At 61.2% G+C, this 22,808-nt stretch carries 21 protein-coding genes; 6 read left to right on the top strand and 15 right to left on the bottom strand.

Annotated elements, in window-relative coordinates:
* Positions 1-77 precede the first annotated feature (77 nt).
* The 4 genes from ABW043_RS08615 to ABW043_RS08630 form a co-directional block, all read right to left on the bottom strand.
* The gene (locus ABW043_RS08615; protein WP_353920807.1) at positions 78-1,280 is read right to left on the bottom strand and encodes a beta-ketoacyl-[acyl-carrier-protein] synthase family protein; all 1,203 of its coding nucleotides are present in this window, start codon (positions 1,278-1,280) and stop codon (positions 78-80) included.
* Positions 1,277-1,621, bottom strand: a complete 345-nt coding sequence (locus tag ABW043_RS08620) for a phosphopantetheine-binding protein (protein WP_353920808.1) — start codon at positions 1,619-1,621, stop codon at positions 1,277-1,279. The genes ABW043_RS08615 and ABW043_RS08620 overlap by 4 nt, the downstream gene beginning before the upstream one ends.
* A gap of 187 nt (positions 1,622-1,808) precedes the next feature.
* Positions 1,809-2,966: an SGNH/GDSL hydrolase family protein gene (locus ABW043_RS08625; protein ID WP_353920809.1), complete on the bottom strand. Its 1,158-nt coding sequence runs from the start codon at positions 2,964-2,966 to the stop codon at positions 1,809-1,811.
* A complete protein-coding gene (locus ABW043_RS08630; protein ID WP_353920810.1) occupies positions 2,963-3,532 on the bottom strand; it encodes a TetR/AcrR family transcriptional regulator in 570 nt (189 codons plus the stop codon). The genes ABW043_RS08625 and ABW043_RS08630 overlap by 4 nt, the downstream gene beginning before the upstream one ends.
* Positions 3,533-3,666: 134 nt before the next feature.
* On the opposite strand from ABW043_RS08630, the gene polA reads away from it, so the two are divergent.
* Positions 3,667-6,588: a DNA polymerase I gene (polA, locus tag ABW043_RS08635; RefSeq protein ID WP_353920811.1), complete on the top strand. Its 2,922-nt coding sequence runs from the start codon at positions 3,667-3,669 to the stop codon at positions 6,586-6,588.
* A 10-nt stretch (positions 6,589-6,598) separates the two neighbouring features.
* On the opposite strand, the gene ABW043_RS08640 is transcribed toward polA, so the two are convergent.
* On the bottom strand, positions 6,599-8,563 hold the full coding sequence (locus ABW043_RS08640; protein ID WP_353920812.1) for an ATP-binding protein: 1,965 nt from the start codon (positions 8,561-8,563) through the stop codon (positions 6,599-6,601).
* A gap of 136 nt (positions 8,564-8,699) precedes the next feature.
* Positions 8,700-8,990 carry a hypothetical protein gene (locus ABW043_RS08645; protein ID WP_353920813.1) on the bottom strand — a complete coding sequence of 97 codons (291 nt, stop codon included), beginning with the start codon at positions 8,988-8,990 and terminating at the stop codon, positions 8,700-8,702.
* Positions 8,991-9,471: 481 nt separating this feature from the next.
* Here ABW043_RS08645 and ABW043_RS08650 point away from each other — a divergent pair, with 481 nt between their 5' ends.
* Both ABW043_RS08650 and ABW043_RS08655 read left to right on the top strand, forming a co-directional pair.
* Entirely contained in the window at positions 9,472-9,969 is a 498-nt protein-coding gene (locus ABW043_RS08650) for a cytochrome b (protein ID WP_353920814.1), read from the top strand.
* Between the two features lie 205 nt (positions 9,970-10,174).
* On the top strand, positions 10,175-10,735 hold the full coding sequence (locus tag ABW043_RS08655; protein WP_353920815.1) for a hypothetical protein: 561 nt from the start codon (positions 10,175-10,177) through the stop codon (positions 10,733-10,735).
* A gap of 39 nt (positions 10,736-10,774) precedes the next feature.
* Here ABW043_RS08655 and ABW043_RS08660 read toward each other — a convergent pair whose 3' ends face one another.
* On the bottom strand, positions 10,775-12,571 hold the full coding sequence (locus ABW043_RS08660; RefSeq protein ID WP_353920816.1) for an ABC transporter ATP-binding protein: 1,797 nt from the start codon (positions 12,569-12,571) through the stop codon (positions 10,775-10,777).
* Positions 12,572-13,366: 795 nt separating this feature from the next.
* On the opposite strand from ABW043_RS08660, the gene ABW043_RS08665 reads away from it, so the two are divergent.
* Positions 13,367-14,608 carry an aminopeptidase gene (locus ABW043_RS08665; RefSeq protein ID WP_353920817.1) on the top strand — a complete coding sequence of 414 codons (1,242 nt, stop codon included), beginning with the start codon at positions 13,367-13,369 and terminating at the stop codon, positions 14,606-14,608.
* 118 nt (positions 14,609-14,726) lie between these two features.
* Here the strand turns inward: ABW043_RS08665 and ABW043_RS08670 are convergent, their stop codons facing one another.
* A complete protein-coding gene (locus ABW043_RS08670; RefSeq protein WP_353920818.1) occupies positions 14,727-15,272 on the bottom strand; it encodes a DUF924 family protein in 546 nt (181 codons plus the stop codon).
* A gap of 45 nt (positions 15,273-15,317) precedes the next feature.
* Entirely contained in the window at positions 15,318-16,241 is a 924-nt protein-coding gene (locus ABW043_RS08675; RefSeq protein ID WP_353920819.1) for a VOC family protein, read from the bottom strand.
* A gap of 165 nt (positions 16,242-16,406) precedes the next feature.
* On the opposite strand from ABW043_RS08675, the gene ABW043_RS08680 reads away from it, so the two are divergent.
* Positions 16,407-16,730: a YARHG domain-containing protein gene (locus tag ABW043_RS08680; RefSeq protein ID WP_353920820.1), complete on the top strand. Its 324-nt coding sequence runs from the start codon at positions 16,407-16,409 to the stop codon at positions 16,728-16,730.
* Between the two features lie 3 nt (positions 16,731-16,733).
* On the opposite strand, the gene ABW043_RS08685 is transcribed toward ABW043_RS08680, so the two are convergent.
* The 5 genes from ABW043_RS08685 to ABW043_RS08705 form a co-directional block, all read right to left on the bottom strand.
* Complete coding sequence (locus ABW043_RS08685; RefSeq protein ID WP_035079451.1) at positions 16,734-17,027, bottom strand: HPr family phosphocarrier protein; 294 nt, start codon at positions 17,025-17,027, stop codon at positions 16,734-16,736.
* Positions 17,028-17,432, bottom strand: coding sequence for a PTS sugar transporter subunit IIA (locus tag ABW043_RS08690; RefSeq protein WP_353920821.1), 405 nt, complete (start codon positions 17,430-17,432; stop codon positions 17,028-17,030).
* Positions 17,433-17,576: 144 nt separating this feature from the next.
* On the bottom strand, positions 17,577-18,047 hold the full coding sequence (locus ABW043_RS08695; protein WP_353920822.1) for an HPr kinase/phosphorylase: 471 nt from the start codon (positions 18,045-18,047) through the stop codon (positions 17,577-17,579).
* Between the two features lie 78 nt (positions 18,048-18,125).
* Positions 18,126-19,817, bottom strand: a complete 1,692-nt coding sequence (locus tag ABW043_RS08700; protein ID WP_353920823.1) for a sensor histidine kinase — start codon at positions 19,815-19,817, stop codon at positions 18,126-18,128.
* Between the two features lie 101 nt (positions 19,818-19,918).
* Positions 19,919-20,635, bottom strand: a complete 717-nt coding sequence (locus tag ABW043_RS08705; protein ID WP_035079460.1) for a response regulator transcription factor — start codon at positions 20,633-20,635, stop codon at positions 19,919-19,921.
* Positions 20,636-20,873: 238 nt separating this feature from the next.
* Here ABW043_RS08705 and pckA point away from each other — a divergent pair, with 238 nt between their 5' ends.
* Positions 20,874-22,466, top strand: coding sequence for a phosphoenolpyruvate carboxykinase (ATP) (gene pckA / locus ABW043_RS08710; RefSeq protein ID WP_353920824.1), 1,593 nt, complete (start codon positions 20,874-20,876; stop codon positions 22,464-22,466).
* A gap of 49 nt (positions 22,467-22,515) precedes the next feature.
* Here the strand turns inward: pckA and ABW043_RS08715 are convergent.
* Positions 22,516-22,808, bottom strand: a 293-nt coding sequence (locus ABW043_RS08715) for a cell wall hydrolase (protein WP_353920825.1), incomplete at its 5' end; no start/stop codon positions are given.

The following is a 22,808-nucleotide window of genomic DNA, read 5'->3' on the forward strand; positions in this document are numbered from 1 at the left end:
GCCTGCTCCAAACAAAAACGCCCTCCCCGATTGGGGAGGGCGCAAATTGGATCGGCTTTGCGATACTTCGCGGAGCCTCAGACCGCCGACAGCACCAGCGAGCAGTTGATGCCGCCAAAGGCGAAGGAATTGCTGATGCCTACCTTGCCCGAAATCGGCTGGGCCTTGTTGGGCACGCAATTGATCGGCTGCATGGCCGGGTCCGGCTCAAGGAAATTGATTGTCGGCGGCGCGATGCCTTCGGTCAGCGCCTTGACGGTCACGATAGCCTCGATGACGCCGGCGGCGCCGATCAAATGGCCATGAACGGGCTTGGTCGAAGACACGGCAAGCTTGGGAAGATCTTCGCCAAAGACCAGCGACAGCGCTTCGGCCTCGGCCACGTCATTGGCGATCGTGCCCGTACCATGCGCATTGCAATAGGCGATGTCGGACGGGGCGAGCCCCGCATCGGCCAGGGCCCGGCTGATGGCAGCGGAGGAGCGCACTGGATCGGCCCGCAGAAGGTCCTTGGCATCGCTCGTCGTGCCATAGCCGCGCAGCATGCCGACGATGGGCGCGCCGCGTTCCTGAGCCAGATCGAGCCGCTCCAGCACCATGACGCCGGCGCCTTCGCCCATCATCATGCCATCGCGACCCTTGGAAAAGGGGCGCTGGGCCGTGGGGGTTAGCACGCGCAGCATTTCCCAGGCGAGCATGGAGGAGGGAATGACCATGGCCTCCGAACCGCCCACGATAGCGCGGTCGACAATGCCGGCACGGATCAGTTGCAGGCCAAGGCCAATGGCCTGGGCCGAAGACGAACAGGCTCCGGCCGTCGCCAGCAGGGTGCCGGTCACGCCAAAGGCCATGGCGACCTGGCAGGCCGCCGCGTTGGGCATGATTTTCGGGATCGCCATCGGGTCGCCGCGCGTACCGGTGGTGAACGATCCATACATCGAGGCCGTGGTCTCGATACCGCCAATACCGGTGCCGATGATCAGCGCGACCCGGTCGCCCCATTCGCGCGGCTCAGCCCCGGCAGCCTCGATGGCCTCCTTGGCGGCCACGATGGCGAGCGCGGAAAACCGGTCCAGCGTGCGGGCCTGGTTGGGCGTAAAATGGTCTGCCATGTCAAAGGGCGCACGCGCCGCAATCTTGACGTGGCTGCGGGCGAATTCGTCGCCGTCCAGCCGTGAAACCTTGGGGTCGCCATCGCGCACTGCCTGCCAAAGCGCATCAACGCCCAGGCCTGCAGCCGTCACACACCCCATGCCGGTAATGGCGACCTCTACGCTCACTGTGCAGCGCCCCCGGCGGCAGCCTTGGGCGCCAGCGCGGCCGATGCCGGCTCGGCGGTCTTGATGCGCGCGACGAGCAGGTCGAGCAGTTCGGACAGCGTATTGACGGTGCTCAGTTCGCCATCGATGGGCAGATAGACGCCGTACTTTTCCTCGACGCCCATGAGCAGCATCACCACGTCGAGCGATTCAAAGCCGAGCGAGCGGAAGCTGGCTTCGGGTACCAGCTTCTCGCGCTCGACATTGCGTTCGGTCATGATGAGCTGAATGATTTCTTCGCGCAGCACGTCATCCGACGGCAGGGCGCGGGGGGTAGAAGCGGGGGTAACCGTTTCGCTCATGATAGCTCCTCAAATAAATCCGGCTCAGCCCCAGATGCGGGAACCGCAAATGCCAAGGACTCAGGCATATATATCGTTGGCGACAAGCGCCTTGATCACAATACTGTCGCCGGGTGCGTCCACACGGTCAATAGGCTGGTGAGGAAGTTACGGCAAGCAGAACTCGGCGCGGTGAGCCGCGAAGGCCTCAGGCTTCCCCCTTTCTACAAAAAACGCCCGCAAACACTTTCTCGGCAAACCTACGCCCCATGAGATCATGGACAGCGGCGTCGGGATGGAGCGCATCAGGCAGGGGCAGAAGCTGGTTGTCTTCCGCGCCATAGAGCTCGAGACCGTCGAGATAGTGGATATTGGGATCGCTGGCAGACCTTTGCGCGACGATCGCCTGCATTTTCTGGCGAATGGTGACGAGCGTCAGCTTGCCCTTTGCCACCTCTTCCGCACTGCCCTCGGCACGAAAGAGCATGCGGCCTTCGGCCAGCGCTGCGAAATCGAACTGGCCGGGTCCGGGCGTTGTTTCGTGGATCGGGCAATAGATCGGCGATACCAGAACGAGCGGCGTCTCCTTGTGGCCTTCACGGATGGTATCGAGAAAGCCATGCAGCGCCGGCCCGAAGGCGCGCATGCGCATCAGGTCGAGATTGACCAGATTGATTCCCATCTTGACGCTGATGAGATCGGCCCTGGTGTCGCGCATGGCGCGCGCCGTGAACGGGTCGAGCAGCGCATTGCCGCCAAAGCCCATGTTTATGAGGTCAACCTCGCCCAGCGTCGCCGCCACTGCCGGCCAGATGCCGGTGGGCGAGGTGGCATTGGACCCCTGGCTGATGGAACTGCCATGATGGAGCCAGGTGCGGCGCGCTGGAACTGGGGCAAGCTCCGCGTCCGCCCGCAGCGCCACCAGTTCGACCATCTCGTCATGCGGCAGCCAGATTTCGACCAGCTTGTCCCGTCCCGGCAGGTTTTCAAAGCGCAGCACCTGTGTTTCGCCCGGCTCCAGCACCATCGAGGGTGGCGCCATCCCGATGCGCATGACACGCCCGCCAAGCGCCGTTCTTTGCAGAATGAGTTCACCATCCACCCGCAGATCAAAGACGCCATCGGGCCGCGCCGGCATGCCGGTATAGACCCGCTTGGTCGGCAGCACGTCGAGTTCGATCACGCTTGCCGCTGTGCGAAATTTCAGCCTCACACCTGAAGGCTGCCGCTCGGCCATGGAGAAGCCCGCATCTTCGTTCTGCTGCCGCGCTTTCGCGGGCAGGCGGTGCGGCTGCAGGCCCGTCTCGGTGCGCTCCAGCTCCTGCGCCCCAAAGACCAGGTCGTCGGTGATGGGAAAATTCTTCATGTCGTCATCCAGCTTTTGAGCGTCACATCGAGCGCATCGAGCCCGCGTTGCCATGATTGATCCGGCTCTGGCTGGCTGTGGCTAAAACTGCCGCCCCGCTCCAGCAGCGAAAAGCCGAGAAAGAAAGAGCCGAGCAGCCGCACGGCATGCACCTGGTCGGCCTCGGAAAGCCCATAGCCCCGCAAAGCCGCCAGCATGGTTCGCGCCAGCCGCACCCCACTGCTCCCCGCCGCCTGTTCAGCCGAAAGCGGAAACCGCGCCGCCTCGAACAGTCCCGGATGCTCCCCGGCAAAGCGCCGATGCACCTGGGCCAGGGCCACGACCGCCTCTTTCCCGGCACGCCCGGCAACCGCCTCATCGGCCCAGTCGGCCAGCAGGTCCAGCGCCCGCAGGGCGACGCCGGCTTTCAGGTCATCGGAATTGCGCACATGCGAATAAAGGCTCGCGAGCTTCACCTCGAATTGTCGCGCCAGCTCCGCCAGCGTCAGCGCGACAAAACCGTCGCGATCGGCGAGGTCACACCCCGCATCAACCAGCCTTTCCCGTGTCAGTCCCGCCCGCGGCATTTACATTTCCTAATACACTTAGTTTTTTGCCTACTATCATTAGTGACACGGCCTGGCAAGCCGCTGCAAAATCCGGGTACCGTCTTTGTTCCCAACCCTTTAAAGTCGCCGCCGGACTGAAAGGGAATCGTCTCATGCATCTGCTGCTCGTCGACGGCTCGGGCTATATTTTCCGCGCCTTCCACGCCTTGCCGCCGCTCAGCCGCAAGTCCGATGGTCTGCCGGTCGGCTGCGTGCAGGGGTTCTGCAACATGCTGTTCAAGCTGACGCAGGACATGGACGCCGACGAGGCGCCCACCCACATGGCCGTCATCTTCGACGCCAAGGGCAAGACGTTTCGCGACGATCTCTACCCCGAATACAAGGCCCAGCGTCCGCCGGCGCCCGAAGAACTGGTGCCGCAGTTCCCCCTGACCCGCTCGGCCACCCGCGCCTTTTCGATTCCGTCGATCGAGATGGAAGGTTGGGAAGCCGACGACATCATGGCCACCTATGCCGTGATGGCGCGGGACGCCGGCTGGAAGGTGACCATCGCCTCGTCCGACAAGGACCTGATGCAGCTCGTCGAGCCCGATGGCAGCATTCGCCTCCTCGACACCATTCCCCGCCCCGGCCAGCCGCCGCTGCGTTGGATTGGCCCAGACGAAGTCTTCACCAAGTTCGGTGTCACGCCGGACAAGGTCATCGATGTGCAGGCGCTCTGCGGCGACTCGGTCGACAACGTCCCCGGCGTCCCCGGCATCGGCGTCAAAACCGCGGCCGAACTGATCAATACCTATGGCAATCTCGAAACGCTCTTGGAGCGCGCCACCGAGATCAAGCAGAACGCCCGCCGCGAAAAGCTGATCGCCAATGCCGATCTCGCCCGCATTTCCAAAAAGCTCGTGACTCTGGAGCAGAAGGTCCCGGTCGAGATCGACCTCGATGGCCTTATCCGCCAGCCCATGGCGCCCTCGGCCCTGTTCCCATTCCTCAAGGCCATGGAATTCGCCACGATTACCAAGCGTCTGGCGGGGTTGCTCGAAGCCAATCCCGACGATTTTGAAGCCGATCCCGAGCTGAAAGCCGGCGGCGAAACGCCCGTCCCCGGCGCCCCGCAAAAATCGACCTCGCTCTCGGTCGCCAAGGCAAAGCTCGCCGCCAATGTCGTGCCCGGCACCGGCCCCGCCCGCTTTGCTGCCGAGGAGCACGCGCGCATCAAGGCCATTCCGGTCAATTACGACGACTATGAGATCGTCTCGACCCCCGAGCGCCTCGCCGCCTGGGTCGCCAAAATCATTGATGTCGGCCACGTCTCCATCGACACCGAAACCACCGGCCTTGATCCGCAGGTGGCCGATCTCGTCGGCATCTGCCTTTCAACGAAAATCGGGGAAGGCTGCTATATCCCCGTCGGCCATGCCCTTGCCGGCGATCTTCTGTCCGGCGGCGGGCTCGTCGAGGGCCAGTTGCCCATTCGCGACGTGCTCGAGGCGCTCAAGCCGGTCATCGAGGCTCCCTCGATCCTCAAGATCGGCCAGAACGTCAAATATGACATGGAGATTTTCTGGCGCTACGGCATCAACATGGCGCCGATCGACGACACCATGCTCATTTCCTATGCGCTCGATGGCCCGCGCTACAATGGCATGGACGTGCTCGCCGACCATTGGCTCAACCACAAGACCATCACCTTCTCTGAGCTTGCCGGCACCGGCAAAGCCCAAAAGACCTTCGACCAGCTCGATATCGCGACGGCCGCGCGCTATGCCGCCGAAGATGCCGATGTCACTCTACGCCTCTGGCACATTCTGACGCCGCGCCTCGCGGCGGAAAACGCCACGACGCTCTATGAAACCCTCGAACGGCCACTCGCCCCGGTGCTTGCCCGCATGGAAGCGCGCGGGATCACCGTCGATCGCCAGATTCTCGCCCGCCTCTCGGGCGATTTCTCCCAGCGCGCCGCCGCCTTCGAGGCGGAAGCCTATGAGCTGGCCGGCCAGAGTTTCAATCTCGGCTCACCCAAGCAGCTCGGCGAAATCCTCTTTGACAAGATGGGCCTCGAAGGCGGCACGAAGACCAAGACCGGCGCCTGGGCAACCGGGGCCGACGTGCTCGAAGACCTGGCCCTCAAGGGCATTCCGCTCGCCCGTACCATCGTCGATTGGCGCCAGCTCACCAAACTCAAGGGCACCTATACCGATGCCCTCCCCACCTATATGAACCAGCGCACCGGCCGCGTGCACACATCCTATTCTCAGGCCTCCGTGCTCACCGGGCGCCTCTCGTCCAACGATCCGAACCTGCAAAACATTCCGGTCCGCACCAGCGACGGGCGCAAAATCCGCACCGCCTTCGTTGCCGCGCCTGGCAAGACGCTGATCTCGGCCGACTATTCCCAGATCGAGCTGCGCGTCCTCGCCCATATCGCCGATATCCAGGCGCTCAAGGACGCATTCGAGGAAGGCCTCGACATTCACGCCATGACGGCCTCGGAAATGTTTAACGTGCCGGTGGAAGGCATGCCGAGCGATGTCCGCCGCCGCGCCAAGGCGATCAACTTCGGCATCATCTATGGCATTTCCGCCTTCGGCCTTGCCAACCAGCTCGGCATCGCCCGCGGCGAAGCCGGCGATTACATCAAGACCTACTTCGAGCGTTTTCCAGGCATTCGCGACTATATGGACGCCCAGAAGGTGAAGGTGAAAGCCGACGGTTTTGTTACGACCATCTTTGGCCGAAAAATCCAGTTCCCCAATGCCAATTCCGGCAATCCCAGCGAACGCAGCTTTGTCGAACGCGCCAGCATCAACGCCCCCATCCAGGGCTCAGCCGCCGACATTATTCGTCGCGCCATGATCCGCATGGAGCCGGAATTGAAAAAAGCCAAAATCGACGCCGACATGCTGCTGCAGGTCCACGACGAACTGATCTTTGAGGTGCCCGAAGGCACGGAAGATGCAGCGATCCCGGTGATCAAGCGCGTGATGGAGAACGCCGCGGAGCCGGCTGTGCGGCTAACCGTGCCGATCCAGGTGGACGCGCATGCAGCTAAGAATTGGGATGAGGCGCATTAGGGATCGGAAGCTATAGATTAACGCCGAGGTGTTGGAAGAAGGCCTCATTTCTTGCGCGGGCACCCTTAAGCACGTCAGAGTACGATTGAATTTGAATGAACATTTTGTATTCATCATCCCACTTATAGTAACAGTTGTGGCCCGCTTTCTTGGCGTAGGGCCCAAACTGCTTCATCATTTCAATCAGGCTAGGGGTGATGTCGGCTATGATGTGTCCTTGGAACGGTGTGTTTTCCTCTATGGCCCTGAGCTCTTTGCCCCTTGCGTTCACTAGGCGCCCCGCGCTTCTCAGACGAGAGCAGTACTCTCGAATCTGCACAATTGGATTATCTGACAGGGTGTAGTTCGAACGGCCGGGCCGCTTAAACTCGATGATGGAAACCGGCTCTAGAGAACCCGCACGCTCCATCCCAAGTCCAAGGTCAAACAGAGTCAAATCGGGCTCTTTTGTGGAGGCGTCAGCGCCCCCCGTGATTGCACGCAGAGTTTTGTCCGAATTGAAGTATGAGTAGAATGCCAGTTGGTCGTCTACTATCCACAAATTGTGATCCTCATAACGCATGTCGTCGAACGTCGACCGCAGAGGAACAATCAGGTCGTGCACGACTTCTTCAAGTTCGTGACGTTTAGACTCAACATCGGAGAAAGCAAGTTTATCCTCAAAAGCATTTAAGATGAGCTTACGCTTGTAAACATACTCCGCCAACGATGCTAATGATTCTTTACTTAGTTTTGCCGTGTACTTCTTCACATCTTCATCGATGTCGGTTTTTTTCTTTTTTGCCTGGCTATACTCAAGCCTCGTTCTATTTTCCTCTCGCCTCGCCTCTCGCGATAGTTCGAGATAAATATCTTCTGACGATTGAGTTCCAAGCTCTAAGGAAGCCGCGAATTCCGCCGGATCAGAAACTATAGTAATGAACCTCAAGTTCTCGCCGAGCAGCTTACTCACCACCTCAGTCTGCTTGGTTCTAATTTTTACGATCTGCGGGGAGAGAAATTCCTTCGTTAGCGCCAGAGCTTGGCTGTGAACCTGGTCCGCAACATCCTCGTCGCCCCAAGAAATCGCAGTTCTTTCCTGATTTACGTGTCGGTCTAAGTAGGTCCCCGTCACATAACCAAAGAAGGCATTGCTGCCCTCAATGGCTTGCATCCCTATTGCATTGTCTATTGCTCTTCGAACTACGGCGCGCCCGTTCGCACCATAGAAGATAGCATTCGTCCCCTTCTCGTCATCCGAAAGCGATTTTGGCAGGAGCAGGCAGGTGTATTGGAATGTCAGACTGTCATTTCCAACCTGAACTGTGATCTCGCTGTCTTTGCGCCCTTGAACGTAGTCAGCAAACTCAGTCGAAAGTCTGCTTTCCTCCCCGTCAACAACGGTTATCTCCGGCGTGTTTCCCGAGATAAAGTACGAAAGAAAGTGACTGATAATCTTGGCTTGTATTGTTTCCGCTCGTTTCGGGCAAACGGATTTGTACTCCGACCGAAACGGGTTCAGCCGAACTGTTGTTCCCCTTTTCGGACGTGCGGCTCGCTCTGAAATATTCGCGATCTGGTTCTTTTCCGTCAGCGCGAAGTCAAAAGAAAGCCCGTCCGTAGGAGCATCCCCGTAGCGACTGTCCACGTGGACTTTTTCGAAGACCTTCAACCAGACGAAGCGACCTATGCCCTTGCCACCTCGAGCCGACTTGTATCGGGAGTCAGAGGTCTCAAATGAGCCCATGTTTTCCTGATTCAGCCCGACACCGTTGTCGTCGATAATGAAACCGGTGACGTCTCCCTGATCGTCACGGAGTACTTCGACCGCTATCCTACCGTGAGAGAGATTTTCAGCGCCAAAGCGCTCCTCAATCGCTTGGATCGAATTTGTGATGCCCTCGAAAACAGGGAGAAGCGAATTAGCAGGAGAGGGGGCCAAGGAGATGTTTCGTATCCGGCCAACAAAATCCCAACCGACGCTCTTCGACTTCATGTTTCCCCCGATCCGCTTGACAGCAAGCTACACGTGCCTCCTGTCGCGGTCGAGTAAGCCTGAGAAAAACTGAGGCGCGGCAGGGCCTCTGGCTATGATGCTTTTTCGGGGGAGAAACCGAACCTATGATCGGTCGCTACACCCCGCCCCGCATAACCTCCGCCGCCCCCTTCAGCCGCTCAACACTCGCCTCGTTCCAGCTCTCCACCGCCTGCCGCGCCGCCGTCTCCCGGCGCACAAAGGCCTCGATACGCTCGTGGCCGATCTCGTCGAGCAGGTGCCTTATGGGTGACCACATGGCCCAGTTGGGATTGACCATCCGCATGTGCAGGCGATCTTCGGTAATATCGAAGGTGACATTGGCCGAGCGCGCCAGGTCGAGGAATTCGGCGACATAGGCGTCGGGCATCGGGTTTTGGTAAGCCATGGGGCTGCCTCGCATTTGATACAAATACAATGCACCGCCGTCCGACCGGCTCCGGAAAGCCGGTTTTATGGTGAATGAAGGGTTAAGCGGAAAACTTGTCCCACTTATCCCCGCCCCTCGCAGGCGTTGTATTCTCCGTCTCATCCACCCCGCGGGAGCGGCCTGCAGGCGATCAGTGGCGGGGGGAGCCGGTTTGTGGGGAGGTCGCCTTCCCCATGGGTTCGGGAGTCGGTCCCTCGCGACGAGCGATCAAGAGGCGCTGTTGGCTCTGTCCAAAAACCCGGCCTCCGGAGCGGCTATCGCTTCATATATAAAATCATCCGAGGCGATTGCCGCTCCGGGGTCCGCTCAAAACCGGAAGCTTTTGGCTGTCCGGCGCGTAAACCTGTCCAAAGCTTCATTTGCAACCCGTTGCCCCTGCCGCAATTGTAGCTTTGCGGCGCATGACACGCGCCCTGGCCCCAAAGAGAAAGTGTCGCCCATGTCCTCAACTCCCGCCCCCGCCGGTTATTCGCGCGCCCAGGTCATTCTCCATTGGCTGATTGTGGCGCTGATCCTCTTTCAGCTTCTCGTGCATGACGGCATGGAGGAAGCCTGGCGGGCGATGCGACGGGCCGGCGAAGAGGGCGGCAATCCCCTGCCCCATATCATCGTGGGCAGTGCCATCCTGATCCTGGCCGCCGTGCGCCTCGTGATCCGCCTGCGCCATGGCGCGCCGCCGCATCCGGCGGGGCAACCGGCCGCGCTGGCTCTCCTCGCCAATGTCGTCCATTGGGGCATTTATGCGCTGCTGTTCATGATCCCGATTTCCGGCCTCGTCGCCTGGTTCGGCGGCGTCGAGGGCGCGGCATCAGTCCATGGCGGGCCGCTACGCCTTCTGCTGATCGGCCTGGTGCTGCTGCACATTGCCGGGGCGCTGGTGCAGCAATTCGTGCTGCGCAGCGGCGTCCTCATGCGCATGCTGAAGCCGGAAAGCTGACGCCGGGCACCATGGGGCCCCCGCACAACAACAGAGTGCGCGCCATCTTGGCGCGCCGCCGCTTTTTACTTTCGATATACCCGGTTATGCAAAGCAGTACTTTGGTACAAGCTTAAGATCAAAACTCGCATTAATACGTAGTTTAAACAATTTCCCCACAATGGGTCTGACGATGACTTGAGCGTTTCCTGGGAGGGAAGTGGCGATGATCTTGTCTGAGACCACCAATATGCTCGCCGATTGTGGCGCGGTTACTTTCGCGCCCAATGAGGTCAGCGCCACCGCCCTCGGCACGCTGGCCACCAAGCTCGGCTTTGGCACGGTGGCCAATTACACCCAGTTCGCCGAACTGCCGAAAAACCGGCTGACCTATTTTCTCGTCCATGGGCAACTGCCCGATGGCAGCAAGCAGCGCATCATCCACGGCCTGCGCAGTTCGGACCACGTCTTCCGCCGCTTCGCGCCCATCGTCTGCTTCGTCACCGCCGGGCCGCGCCACCAGATCGTGCCGCTGGTGCAGATGGGCTTCGATGAAGTGCTGTTCGTCACCGATCCCGTCGCCGACATGAGCCACAAACTCAACGACCAGCTCAAGCACGAATTGATCTATGTGGATGCGGACCACTATTTCGGTCCCGACCGGCGCCGGATCGAGCGGATCGACCCCAATGATCCGCGCCGCAAGCCCGGTGGTTCCCCCTTCAAGCAGATCCGCGTGGTGCGCGATCCGCGCATGGGCATTTCCACCATGGACATCGCCCACTAGGAAAAAGCCCGCAGATTTCTCCGCGGGCTCCTTTGTCTGCTAGGCCACGAGGCCCTTGGTCAGTTCCAGCGCCTGCCGCTCGAACAGCCGGCGATAGATGCCGCCCTGCAGGCGGATCAGCGAGTTGTGGTCGCCCTCCTCCACAATCCTGCCCTTGTCGAAAACCAGCAGGCGATCGAGGGCGCGGACCGTCGAGAGACGGTGCGCGATAACCAGCGTCGTCCGGCCGACCATCAGCCGTTCCATCGCCTCCTGAATCATCACCTCGCTCTCGCTGTCGAGGCTCGAGGTGGCTTCATCAAGGATGAGCACCGGTGCATCGGCGAGGAAAGCACGGGCAATAGCCACACGCTGCCGCTCACCGCCCGAAAGCTTCACGCCGCGTTCGCCCACCATGGTCTCAAAGCCCTTGGGCAGGTCCATGATGAAATCATACGCATTGGCCTGTCTCGCCGCCTCGACGATTTCCGCCCGGCTCGCTTCCGGCCGACCATAGGCGATGTTTTCGGCCAAGGTCCGATGAAACAGGATCGGCTCCTGCTGCACGATGGCAATCTGGCCGCGCAGGCTCGCCTGCTGGAACTCGGCAATGTTCTGCCCATCAATGGTGATGGCACCACCATTGATGTCATAGAGCCGCTGGATCAGCTTGACGAACGTCGTTTTGCCCGACCCTGAATGCCCCACAAGACCCACACGCTCGCCCGGCTTGATGGCCACGGAGAAGTCGCGATAAAGCGGGGTCGCGTGGCTGCCATAGCGGAAGGTGACGTGATCGAAATTGATCGCACCCTCGCCAATGGCAATCGGCTTGGCGCCGGCCTTGTCCTCGACACCGAGCGGCATGTTCGAGAGGGCCACCAGCTCTTCCATGTCATTGACCGAGCGCTGCAGGTTGCGGATGTGCATGCCGACGTCACGCAGATAACCCTGCAGCACGAAGAACATGGCGAGGACGAAGGTGATATCGCCGGCCGAAGCCAGGCCCTGCGTCCACATATAGAGGCCCGTACCCAGAATACCGGCCTGCATCAGGGTCATGAGCAGACCCTGAATGGTACCGTTGAGCGTGCCGCGCTTCCAGGTCCGGCGGGTCCGAGAATCCCACTTGGACATGACATGGCGCAGCCGGTCCTCTTCGCGCGTTTCGGCGCCGAAGGCTTTTACCACCGAGTTGCAGCTCACCGCGTCGGCCAAGGCGCCGCCAAGACGAGTATCCCAGGCATTGGCAAGGCTTGCGGCCGGGGCGACATAGCCCACCGACATCAGGACGGTGAAGGCGATGTAGATCACCGAGCCACCGGCAACGACGAGGCCCATGACCGGCCAATAGGAGCCGAGCAGGATCGAAGCGCCGACCAGCATGACGAAGCTCGGCAGCAGCGCCACGAGCAGGATGTCGTTGAGCGCATCGAGCGCCCACATGCCGCGCGTTACTTTTCGCACCGTCGAGCCGGCAAAGCTGTTGGCGTGCCAGTCGGTTGAAAAGCGCTGCACCTTGTAAAAGCCGTCGTGCACGATCCGCGCCATCATCTGCAGCGTCAGCTTGATGATGGTCTGGAACACGAAGAAGCGCAGCACGACGCTGGTCACGCCCAGCGCCGCAACCACGGCAAAGGCGCGCATGGCGTCATTGAACGCCGTGTTCTGGTCGCCGGAAATGGCGTCGACGATGCGGCCCGAAAACATCGGCACCAGCACTTCGGCAATGGTCGCGACCATGACGAGGCCGGCAATCAGGGCAATACGCTTGGGCTGGCGGGCCCAGTGGCGGAAGGTAAAGCCGAGCACGCTGCGGAAAGCATCGGCGCGGAAGTCGAGTTTCTTGCGACTCATTTGGCAGTCCGACCCCGTTCTCCGGCAGCCGGCTCCTCAAAAAGGGCTATGAAAGGCACAAAACTGACCGGGCGAGACAATGACCCTGTCGGGCCGGTCGGGTCTGCAGAAGGGGAGGAAAGAGAAAACCGCGGGCGGCTGGCCTAAACGGCGGGCCGCGGTTGGCAGGGACCTAAGGTCGGCCGATGCCAAACGGGGAAGCGATCATAAATGCTGTCATGCAACGCCTCCCTAGGTTCAAAGAAAATGAAGGGGTGAACGGTTGATAGCCAAACCGTTCGCCTTTGCCAATAGGTTTTGCGATGGAAAGTCGCGTGTGGTGCCGCTGGAACACAGTAGGGCGGTCAGCGTCTTGCGGTGCAGCACTGACGTTACCGGAGAGCCTTGAAAAATTCTCCGTCGTCATTGCCGGGCTTGTCCCGGCAATCCATCTCGCCTCCGCATGGACCACCGGGACAAGCCCGGTGGTGACGATGATGGATTGATCGTGGAGGAGGAGGCCGAAAGTTGCGTTGGGCCACCTATTCCGGCTTCTTCGCTCCGGGCGCGAAAATCCCACGGGTCTGGAATTCGGCATAGGACATGGCGGCGGCGAAGGCGCCGAAGATGGTGACGACGGCAATGATGAGAACGGTCATTGAAAAGCCTCCAAAGGTGATGGCTTCCATATCCGTCCGCGCCGAGCGGCCAACCTTGATTGAGATCAACGGATTTTACGATTTGCGCGGGTGGCGCGGCGCATTTTGGGGCGCTAGGCTCCGGCCAACCGATTCAACGAAAAGAAGGCTTTGCCCGATGAGCAATTCCCCCATCGATCCCACAAAACTGGACAAACTCGGCGAAGTGGCGATCAACGTCGGCCTGCAACTGGCCGAGGGCCAGGATCTCATCATCACGGCCCCGATGGTCGCCGCGCCGCTGGTGCGTCGCATCACCGAGCATGCCTACAAGGCCGGCGCTGGTCTTGTGACCTCGATCTATTCGGACGAGGAAGCGACCCTCGCCCGCTACAAATATGCCAATGACAAGAGCTTTGACCGCGCTGCCGGCTGGCTCTATGCGGGCATGGCCGAGGCCTACAAGAACAATGCCGCGCGCCTTGCCATTTCGGGCGACAACCCGATGATGCTGGCCGGCCAGGACCCGGAAAAGGTCTCGCGCGCCAACCGCGCCAATTCGGCCGCCTATCGCCCGGCGCTGGAGCTGATCACCGGTTTTGATATCAACTGGAACATCGTCTCCTACCCGACCCCGGCCTGGGCCAAACTGGTGTTCCCGAACGACGCCGAAGATGTCGCGATCGCCAAACTCGCCGACGCCATCTTCAAGGCTTCGCGCGTCGACCAGGACGACCCGATTGCCGCCTGGAAGCAGCACAATGCGAACCTGAAAGCCCGTTGGACCTGGCTTAACGGCAAGAAGTTTGCCTCTCTCAAATATAGCGGCCCCGGCACCGATCTCACCATTGGCCTCGCCGATGGTCATCGCTGGAAGGGCGGCGCGTCGGAAGCCAAGAACGGGGTCACCTGCAACCCCAACATCCCGACCGAGGAAGTGTTTACGACCCCGCACCGCCTGCGCGTCGAAGGCACCGTGGCAGCTACCAAGCCGCTCAGCCACAATGGCACGCTGATCGAAAACATCCAGGCACGCTTCGAAGGCGGCGTTCTCGTCGAGCTCAAGGCCACCAAGGGCCAGGACGTGTTCAACAAGGTGCTCGACACTGATGAAGGCGCCCGCCGCCTCGGCGAAGTGGCCCTCGTGCCGCATTCCTCGCCGATCTCGGCCTCGGGGATCCTCTTCTACAACACTCTCTACGACGAAAATGCCTCGTGCCACATCGCCATGGGCCAGTGCTATGCCGACTGTTTTGAGGGCGGCAAGGAACTCTCGTCCGACCAGATCTTTGCCCAAGGCGGCAACAAGAGCCTCATCCACATCGACTGGATGATCGGTTCGGACAAGATCGACATCGACGGCGTCCATGCCGACGGCACGGTCGAGCCGGTCATGCGCAAGGGTGAATGGGCGTTCTAAGGAACGCTCCGCCCGCAATACGTCACCCTCGGGCTTGACCCGAGGGCTCCACACTTGCTGCAGTCAAATGAAGTGAAGCGTCCTCGGGTCAAGCCCGAGGATGACGGTCGCGGTCGACTTAAAACTTCCGCTCGGCCTGTTCTTCCATATAGGCCAGCTCTTCGGGCGTACTCTCGCGCCCCAGCGGCGCATTGCGGAATGGAAAACGCCCAAAACGGTCGACCGTCTCGCGATGGGCGACCGCATATTTGAGCTGATCCTCATCGCCCAGCGCCTCATAGAGCCGCGCTGACGCCGACTGGATCGCGGCCGATTCTGCATGCATGAAGGGCAGGTAGATAAAGCCGCGCTTTGGCTGCTCGAACTTCATGTCGAGCCCCTGCCCGACCATTTCCTGGGCCAGCACCAGCGCCATCTTGTCCTGCGCGAAGGCGAGCGGGGAATTGCGGAAGAGCTGGCGCGAAAACTGATCGAGCACGATGATCTCGGCCAGTCGCCCTGAGGGCTTGGCGCGCCATTCCCAGGCCTCGCCCTTGGCGACATGGGCATGGGTCTGGCTGAATGCCTCGGCGATCTTGGCGTCGAATTCGGCCTTACCGGCAAACCAGTCCTCCGGCCCGTGCTCGACAAACCAGAAGTTCAGAACGTCATCTGCGCTGCGCATGTCTTCCCCCTCGCTCAGTTTCAAGCAGAACGCGGGAAACCAGCTTTAGTTTGCCAGTTCCACGCGAATGCGGTTGCCGAATGGATCCTGCGTTTCGATGCCCTTGTCCAGCCGCTCGATCGGCGCCCCGGCCTTTTCGAGCCGGCCGATAACCGCATCAAAGTGCTCCGCGCCCGGCACGGCAATGGTGAACCAGCGCAGCCCCGATGAGCCGGCCGGCGGCAGCACCGCATTGGGGCCGGACCAGATATTGAACGCCACGGTGTGGGGCATGTAGTCGAGCCCGACATCGCCCATACCAAAGGAACTGATCAGCAAAAACCCGGCAAAGCCGATGACATCGCGGTAAAAATCCATGGCCATATGCAGGTCATTCACATGCACATGGATATGGCCGATGCGCGTACCGGCTGGCATGCGCGGCGCAAGCACCGGCGCCGGGCCCAACTCCCCCAAGAGGCCATCGAGATCGATGGGTTCGCGCCCCGAATGCGGCTTTCCGTCCGCAGTCAGCGCATAGGTCTGCCCCTTTTCCGGATCGCCCAGCGTGCCTCGCCAGGGCGTCTCGAAGGTGATCTCGATGCCATTGCCATCAAAATCCCAGAGATAGATGGCTTCGCTGACGAGGTGGTCAGTCGGTGAAATGCGCACATTGCGCTGCAGCGCCCGCACCGCCATCTGCGCCAGGTCCACCCGGGCCGGAACATGCACCGCCACATGATAGAGCCCGATGCTGCGCGGCACGGCGGGACGCACTGCGCCTGTCTCGAGGACGATCAGCACCTTTCCGCCGGCGCCAAGCCGCAGGAGATTGCCCGTCTCGGCGATCAGTTCGAGCCCGACCACATCCTGCCAGATGGCCAGCGCACGGGCGCGATCGGTCACGGCGATATGCACCGGCCCCAGCGTCGTGCTGAGCGGCAGTTGAGGCTTGGACTTCACCACTGTCTGAACGGATGTGTCGATCATGCCGACCTCCCAAGAGCGAAACGAATTGCCCTTAATCTAGGCCGCGTCCAGCAAGACTTCTATGGAAGCCAGCGCGAAGGCTTCGTTCGCCCAAGACGCCCCAATCGGAAATCTTCCTGCTGTCGTCAATCCGTGCTTTGATCGCTTGAAGAAGGAGGGACTGCAATGCTCAGAGGGTTTGCCGTGACGCTGGCCATGCTCGCCAGCATGTCGAGCGCATTTGCCAATTGCTACGAGATGATCGGCTGTGACGACAGCGACTATTTCCAGCGCTCGGACCTGCGCCAATTGTCCTGCCAGTCGCTCTGGGAAGTGCGCAACTGGATCTACAAGCAGAATGGCTATTGCTTTTCCACCCAGCGCGCCAAGAACGCCTTTGGCAATGAAGGCTGCTTCATCACCAATCAGGGCCAGGTAAAACTCAACGCCGTCGAGCGCGAGAATGTCGCGACGATTGCGTCGGTGGAAAAATCGCGTGGATGTAGCTGAGGGCTAGACGCCCTCATTGTCCTCGTCAAAGCCGTTGTTTACGAGCTCGACAATGGCTTCCAGCGCCTCGCGCGCCTGCTTGCCGGTGGCCTGCACCAAGATGGTCGAGCCCGGCCCGGCGCCGAGCATCATCAGGCCCATGATGGAATTGCCGTTGACCGACTGACCGTCCTTGATGACGTGCAGCGAAGCGTCAAAACATTCCGCCGTGCGCACGAAGCGCGCCGATGCGCGCGCGTGCAGACCCTTGCGGTTGACGATGGTCAATTGCTGGGCGACGGCACGATCACCATCCATTTAGGATGCTCCACCAAGGATGGAATTGGCCACCGTAATATATTTGCGGCCAGCTTCCTGCGCGAGGGCCACCGCATCGGCCAGCGCGAGATCGCTGCGCACACGCCCGAGCTTGACCAGCATGGGCAGGTTGACGCCCGCGATCACTTCGACATTGCGGTTTTGCATCACTGAAATTGCCAGGTTCGACGGGGTGCCGCCGAACATATCGGTGAGAATGATCACACCATCGCCAGTGTCGGCCCGGTCGATCGCCGCCAGAATGTCCTCGCGCCGGGTTTCGGCGTTGTCTTCAGGACCAATGGCGATGGCCTCACACTGTTCCTGGGGTCCAACTACATGTTCCAGCGCCAGCTTGAATTCATCCGCCAGTGCGCCATGCGTCACCAGAACCAACCCGATCATGCATTCTCCCCAGACGATGGCTGCGCCTATTTTTAAGGACGCAACCTCATCCCAGTCCGATAAGCCCCCGCTCCCTGCCTCGGGTGCATTTGGGAGCGGGCGCCAGTCTTGCCCCCGATGACAACGGTTGCAAGTGCTAAATTGTCACCCTCCAGAAGGGATAACGATTGCGCCCAGCGCCTCTTCGATCAAGAGGCGCTGGTGTTCGATTCCAATCACGCCCGCCTGTGGCACCGGGCAACGGGCGATTTCCACCCCTAACAGGGCACATTTGAAATCGTTGTTCTCGGGCATGCGTTCAAGGGCCGGCACGAGATCAACCACCAGATCGAGCCGTATCCCGCTCCGATAGGGCCGTCTGACAATGCCGTGACCACGCAGTTCGATGAGCCCGGCAATGGTGGATGGGGCGTGGAGCGAGATGGTCTTGCCGTCCAGTTCGATATCGACTCGGTCATCGCAGACGAGCGCAGCGTCTTTGCCGCGGGAGCCAAAGACATCGAGGAGATAGAGCGCGAGCAGCGACTTTCCCGAGCCCGAAGGGCCACGGAGCACTATGCCTTTTCCGTCGAGCTGAATGGCGGTCGCGTGGATGTTTTCGCGTGTTTTCAGCATTGCGAAGACACCCGATCTGCACCTCCCCCTTGATGGGGGAGGTTGGGAGGGGGTGAGAGAGCCACGACGCCCAAACCCTTACCGCCGTGTCTTCGGCAGCGAGACCGTAAACAGTGCCCCAGACCGATCCGTCCGGTTCTGCGCCTTGATCGTACCCTTATGGGCATCCACGATCTGCTTGGAAATCGACAGACCCAGGCCGGAGTGATTGCCAAAGCTCTCGGTTTCCGGCCGGTCCGTATAGAAACGCTGGAAAATCCGGCCGACGTCGCCGGTAATGCCCGGCCCCTCGTCGCTTACCGTCAGCACGATCATGTCGGTCTCAGTCGAAACCGTCACCGTCACCGTGCCATCGACCGGCGAAAACGAGACGGCATTGTCGATCAGGTTGGCCAGCACCTGCGCCAGGCGGCTTTCGTGCCCGGTGATCACGGTCGACCCGCGCCCAAGGCGCTTGCCCATCACCACATTGACCTGACGGCCAGCGGCTACGTCCTTCTGGATGCCGACCATGGCGTCGGCCAGTTTTTCGACGTCTACCAGTTCAGCGCTTTCGCGCGCCAGTTCGGCGTCGAGCCGGCTAGCGCTCGAAATATCGGTGATCAACCGATCCAGACGACGCACGTCGTGCTGGATGATTTCATTGAGCCGCGCGCGGTCTTCCGGCTTCTTGGCCAGCGGCAGGGTTTCGACCGCCGAACGCAGCGAAGTCAGCGGGTTCTTGAGCTCATGCGCCACGTCGGCGGCAAAGCGCTCGATCGCTTCGATGCGATTATAGAGCGCATCGGTCATGCGCCGCAGCGCGCCCGAGAGATGGCCAATTTCGTCCGGGCGGTCGGTCAGGTCGGGAATTTCGGCGCGGGCATTGCCCGCCGTCTGCACGCGCTCCGCTGCAGCCGAAAGCCGGCGCATCGGGCCGGCAATGGTACCGGCCAGCAGCAGCGACAGCGCGATCTGCACGCCGGCGGCGATCATCGCGATACGCAAAATGCTCCAGCGCTCCTGCGCCACCACCGAGTCGATATCGCCCGGTGCCGTCGAGAGCAGGATGGCGCCAACGACCGCGCGCAGGCGCTGCACCGGCACGGCGACGGAAACGACAAGCTGGTTATGGTCATCGGCCCGCACGAAATCGGCGGATGCGCCCTGCAAGGCCGAGGCGACTTCAGGGTAACGCGTGCCCTCGTCGGCGCCGTATTCCTGGTATTTTGAGAAATTGTCCCCCGGCGCCCAGGCGATGATGGCGTTCCACCAATCAGCGAGGAAGAAGGAATTGGTCTTTGACGTGTCGATCTGCTGCCGGATCACCTCGCCGCGCCCGATGATATTGTCGCTGTCGAGGATCAGCAGCCCCTGCTGGTCATAGATGCGCGCTCGCGTCCGGGTCGGCGTGATCAGGTTGCGCAGCAGCGGGGCGACGCGTTCGGGGCTGATGGGAAATTCCAGCGATGGATCGAAATAGGAGAGCGGGGAAACATTGCCCGCCTGCAATTCGATCAACCGGTCTGGATTGATGGAGATGACATCGCTATCGACTGTGGCCGAGGCCGCAATGGCGGCGGCGATGATTTCGCCCTGCACGCGCAGCGATTGCACGCGCGCATCGATCAGGCCCGCGCGCCACTGGTTGAGGTACAAGATCCCCACCACCAGCACGAGAAGGCCGGCGAGATTGAGCACGATGATGCGGCGCGTCAGGCTCGAAAAAATGGTGAAGTCGACAAAGCGCCGCAGCGCCACGATCACCTGACCGAAGGGCTTGAGCGCCATGCGCCAGCCGCGCCTGCTCCCTTTTCCAACAGGAGCAGGCTCAGCGTCCCGATCAGGTCGCGTTCCCTCGAATTGAGGATCGATCGTGGCCACGAAGTTCCTTATTGCTCCTTGAAGCGATAGCCGACGCCGTAGAGCGTCTCGATCATTTCAAAGTCGTCGTCGGTCGCCTTGAATTTCTTCCGCAGGCGCTTGATGTGGCTGTCGATGGTGCGATCATCGACATAGACCTGATCGTCATAGGCCGCGTCCATCAGCGCATTGCGCGATTTTACGACGCCGGGGCGCAGAGCCAGAGCCTGGAGGATCAGAAACTCGGTCACGGTCAGCGTAACGCGCTGGCCCTTCCAGGTGCAGGTATGGCGCTCTTCGTCCATAACCAGCGAGCCGCGCTCGATCAGCGCCTTGCCCGGCACGGGTTCGCCAGCGGGACCAGCAGCGGCCGAGGGGTCGCGCGGCGCCGAACGACGGAGGATCGCCTTGACGCGCTCGACCAGCAGACGCTGGCTGAACGGCTTGGTGATGAAATCGTCGGCGCCCATCTTGAGGCCGAACAGCTCGTCGATTTCCTCGTCCTTGGAGGTTAGAAAGATCACCGGCACGTCCGACTTCTGGCGGAGGCGACGCAGCAGTTCCATGCCATCCATGCGCGGCATCTTGATGTCGAGAATGGCCAGATCGGGCTTGTCTGTGGTCAGGCCTTCGAGGCCCGAGGCCCCGTCGGTATAGGTCGCCACCTGGTAGCCTTCCGCCTCGAGGGTGAGGGAAACGGAGGTAAGAATGTTCCGGTCGTCGTCCACGAGGGCGATCTTGGGCATATTCTGCCTTTCTAGTTGCGACGCTTGCATCTTGCTGGGGCCTCGGCCCCTCACGCGACGTTGCAGGCGACAATTACGCGTTAAATAAGGCGGGGCCAAGCCTCTAGCCAGTGCCCGACCCCCTACGAAATGGCTGCGACTTCCGTCTTACGACCGATTTCGGGATGGCTGGCGGGGGATTGGCCCGCCTATTTTCTCTTCACCTGCTGCCCCGTGCGGCGCCCGATGGAGACGAAAAATGAGTGTCGAAGACCACAACACCCTGCGCCAAGCCATCGCCGAAGCCGCACTATCACTCAGTGCAAACGCGCTTGCCCCCCAACTGGTTGCCGACGCGCTGGCGCATGGCGGCGCCAAACTCACCGCACACGGTGCCCTCTCAGTGGAGACCGGCGCCTTTACCGGTCGCTCGCCCAAGGACAAGTTCATCGTTCGCGATGCTCTGACCGCCGACAAGGTCTGGTGGGACAATGCCGGCGCGCTCACCCCGGCCCAGTTCGATCTCCTCCTCGGCGACATCAAGGCGCATCTTGCGGGCCAGAGCCTCTACAGCCAAGACCTTCTCGCCGGGGCCGACACACGCCACCAATATGGCGTCACCGTCCTCACCCCCAGCGCCTGGCACGCCCTCTTCATCCGCAACCTGCTCATCCGTCCGGGCGAGAGCATTGAGACCTCGGATACGGCCACCCCGGTGACCATCATCCACGCGCCGCTCTTCACCGCCGACCCGGCGCGCCACGGCACGCGCACCGAAACCGTCATCGCCCTCGACATGAGCCGCAACGTGGTCCTCATCGGCGGCACCCGCTATGCTGGCGAAATCAAGAAGAGCGTTTTCTCGCTCTTCAACTTTCACGCGCCCAACGACAATGTGCTCCCTATGCACTGCTCGGCCAATCTGGGGCCCGATGGCGAGGCCGCGCTCTTTTTCGGTCTTTCGGGCACGGGCAAGACGACGCTTTCCAACGACCCCGACCGACCGCTGATCGGCGATGACGAACATGGCTGGAGCCAGGACGGCGTCTTCAATCTCGAAGGCGGTTGCTACGCCAAGACGGTCAAGCTCAGCGCCTCGGCCGAACCGGAAATCTTCGCCGCGACCCGCACTTTTGGCACGGTGCTCGAAAATGTCGTGCTCGATGCTAACAGTGTGCCAGCATTTGACGACGTATCGCTCACCGAAAACACCCGCGCGGCCTACCCGCTCGACGTCCTGCCCTCGCTCGCCCCGGGCAGCGTCGGCGGCACGCCGAAAACCGTGGTTTTCCTCACGGCAGACGCATTTGGTGTCCTCCCGCCGCTCGCCAAGCTGACGCCGGAACAGGCCGTCTACCATTTCCTCTCGGGCTACACGGCCAAGGTTGCCGGCACCGAACGCGGCGTCACCGAACCGCAGGCGACCTTTTCCGCCTGCTTCGGCGCCCCGTTTATGCCTTTGCACCCAACGGTTTACGGCGACATGCTGGCCGAGCGTCTGCGCACCAGTGGCGCCCAGGCCTGGCTCCTCAACACCGGCTGGATCGGCGGCGCCTATGGAAAGGGCAAGCGCATCGACATCGCTTCCACCCGCCGCCTCCTCACGGCCGCGCTCGATGGCTCGCTCGATAGTGCCCCGACCCGCCTCGACCCGCTCTTCGGTTTTGCCGTACCGGTGGAAGTCGCCTGCGTCGACCCGCGCCTCCTCGACCCGCGCCAGTGCTGGGCCGACACCGATGCCTACGACATCCAGGCACTGAAGCTGGTCGATTTATTCCGCAATAATTTCAAGAAGTTCGGTCCCGAGGCCGATGCAGAAGCCGGGCCGCAATTGCTGCAGGCAGCCGAATAAAACAAAGGGCGCCACTGGCGCCCTTTTTCATTTCCCGGTCGGGAAGAAATCAGTTCGGCGAATAGAAGATGTGCGCCCCGACTTCGGCCACGCGGCTGAACGTGTAGGACCAGGACGGGCGGACATTTGTGGTGTGGTAAAACAGCGCCGAGTCAGGAATAGCGCCGATTTCTGCGCCGGTCGCATATTCGGCATAGACGTCCTTGGCGAGCGCCATGGAACGAGCCCAAGCCTGGCGTTCGCCCGGCGCATCGCCGCGGCCATCGCAGGCAAAGGTGAACTGGCAGCGGTAGCGGCCCTGATTGGCGCCCTGATAGATCACGCCGCAGAGCGAGGACGGAT

The organism is Devosia sp., assembly GCF_040509215.1.
Taxonomy (GTDB): domain Bacteria; phylum Pseudomonadota; class Alphaproteobacteria; order Rhizobiales; family Devosiaceae; genus Devosia.

What these genes read in the sequence shown, in the direction of transcription:
- pckA (WP_353920824.1), top strand. Translation starts at nt 20,874, where the DNA reads ATGAGTGTCGAAGACCACAACACCCTGCGCCAAGCCATCGCCGAAGCC.
- ABW043_RS08665 (WP_353920817.1), top strand. Translation starts at nt 13,367, where the DNA reads ATGAGCAATTCCCCCATCGATCCCACAAAACTGGACAAACTCGGCGAA.
- ABW043_RS08655 (WP_353920815.1), top strand. Translation starts at nt 10,175, where the DNA reads ATGATCTTGTCTGAGACCACCAATATGCTCGCCGATTGTGGCGCGGTT.
- ABW043_RS08690 (WP_353920821.1), bottom strand. Translation starts at nt 17,432, where the DNA reads ATGATCGGGTTGGTTCTGGTGACGCATGGCGCACTGGCGGATGAATTC.
- ABW043_RS08650 (WP_353920814.1), top strand. Translation starts at nt 9,472, where the DNA reads ATGTCCTCAACTCCCGCCCCCGCCGGTTATTCGCGCGCCCAGGTCATT.
- ABW043_RS08670 (WP_353920818.1), bottom strand. Translation starts at nt 15,272, where the DNA reads ATGCGCAGCGCAGATGACGTTCTGAACTTCTGGTTTGTCGAGCACGGG.
- ABW043_RS08680 (WP_353920820.1), top strand. Translation starts at nt 16,407, where the DNA reads ATGCTCAGAGGGTTTGCCGTGACGCTGGCCATGCTCGCCAGCATGTCG.
- polA (WP_353920811.1), top strand. Translation starts at nt 3,667, where the DNA reads ATGCATCTGCTGCTCGTCGACGGCTCGGGCTATATTTTCCGCGCCTTC.
- ABW043_RS08625 (WP_353920809.1), bottom strand. Translation starts at nt 2,966, where the DNA reads ATGAAGAATTTTCCCATCACCGACGACCTGGTCTTTGGGGCGCAGGAG.
- ABW043_RS08685 (WP_035079451.1), bottom strand. Translation starts at nt 17,027, where the DNA reads ATGGATGGTGATCGTGCCGTCGCCCAGCAATTGACCATCGTCAACCGC.
- ABW043_RS08640 (WP_353920812.1), bottom strand. Translation starts at nt 8,563, where the DNA reads ATGAAGTCGAAGAGCGTCGGTTGGGATTTTGTTGGCCGGATACGAAAC.
- ABW043_RS08695 (WP_353920822.1), bottom strand. Translation starts at nt 18,047, where the DNA reads ATGCTGAAAACACGCGAAAACATCCACGCGACCGCCATTCAGCTCGAC.
- ABW043_RS08630 (WP_353920810.1), bottom strand. Translation starts at nt 3,532, where the DNA reads ATGCCGCGGGCGGGACTGACACGGGAAAGGCTGGTTGATGCGGGGTGT.
- ABW043_RS08675 (WP_353920819.1), bottom strand. Translation starts at nt 16,241, where the DNA reads ATGATCGACACATCCGTTCAGACAGTGGTGAAGTCCAAGCCTCAACTG.
- ABW043_RS08620 (WP_353920808.1), bottom strand. Translation starts at nt 1,621, where the DNA reads ATGAGCGAAACGGTTACCCCCGCTTCTACCCCCCGCGCCCTGCCGTCG.
- ABW043_RS08705 (WP_035079460.1), bottom strand. Translation starts at nt 20,635, where the DNA reads ATGCCCAAGATCGCCCTCGTGGACGACGACCGGAACATTCTTACCTCC.
- ABW043_RS08645 (WP_353920813.1), bottom strand. Translation starts at nt 8,990, where the DNA reads ATGGCTTACCAAAACCCGATGCCCGACGCCTATGTCGCCGAATTCCTC.
- ABW043_RS08700 (WP_353920823.1), bottom strand. Translation starts at nt 19,817, where the DNA reads ATGGCGCTCAAGCCCTTCGGTCAGGTGATCGTGGCGCTGCGGCGCTTT.
- ABW043_RS08660 (WP_353920816.1), bottom strand. Translation starts at nt 12,571, where the DNA reads ATGAGTCGCAAGAAACTCGACTTCCGCGCCGATGCTTTCCGCAGCGTG.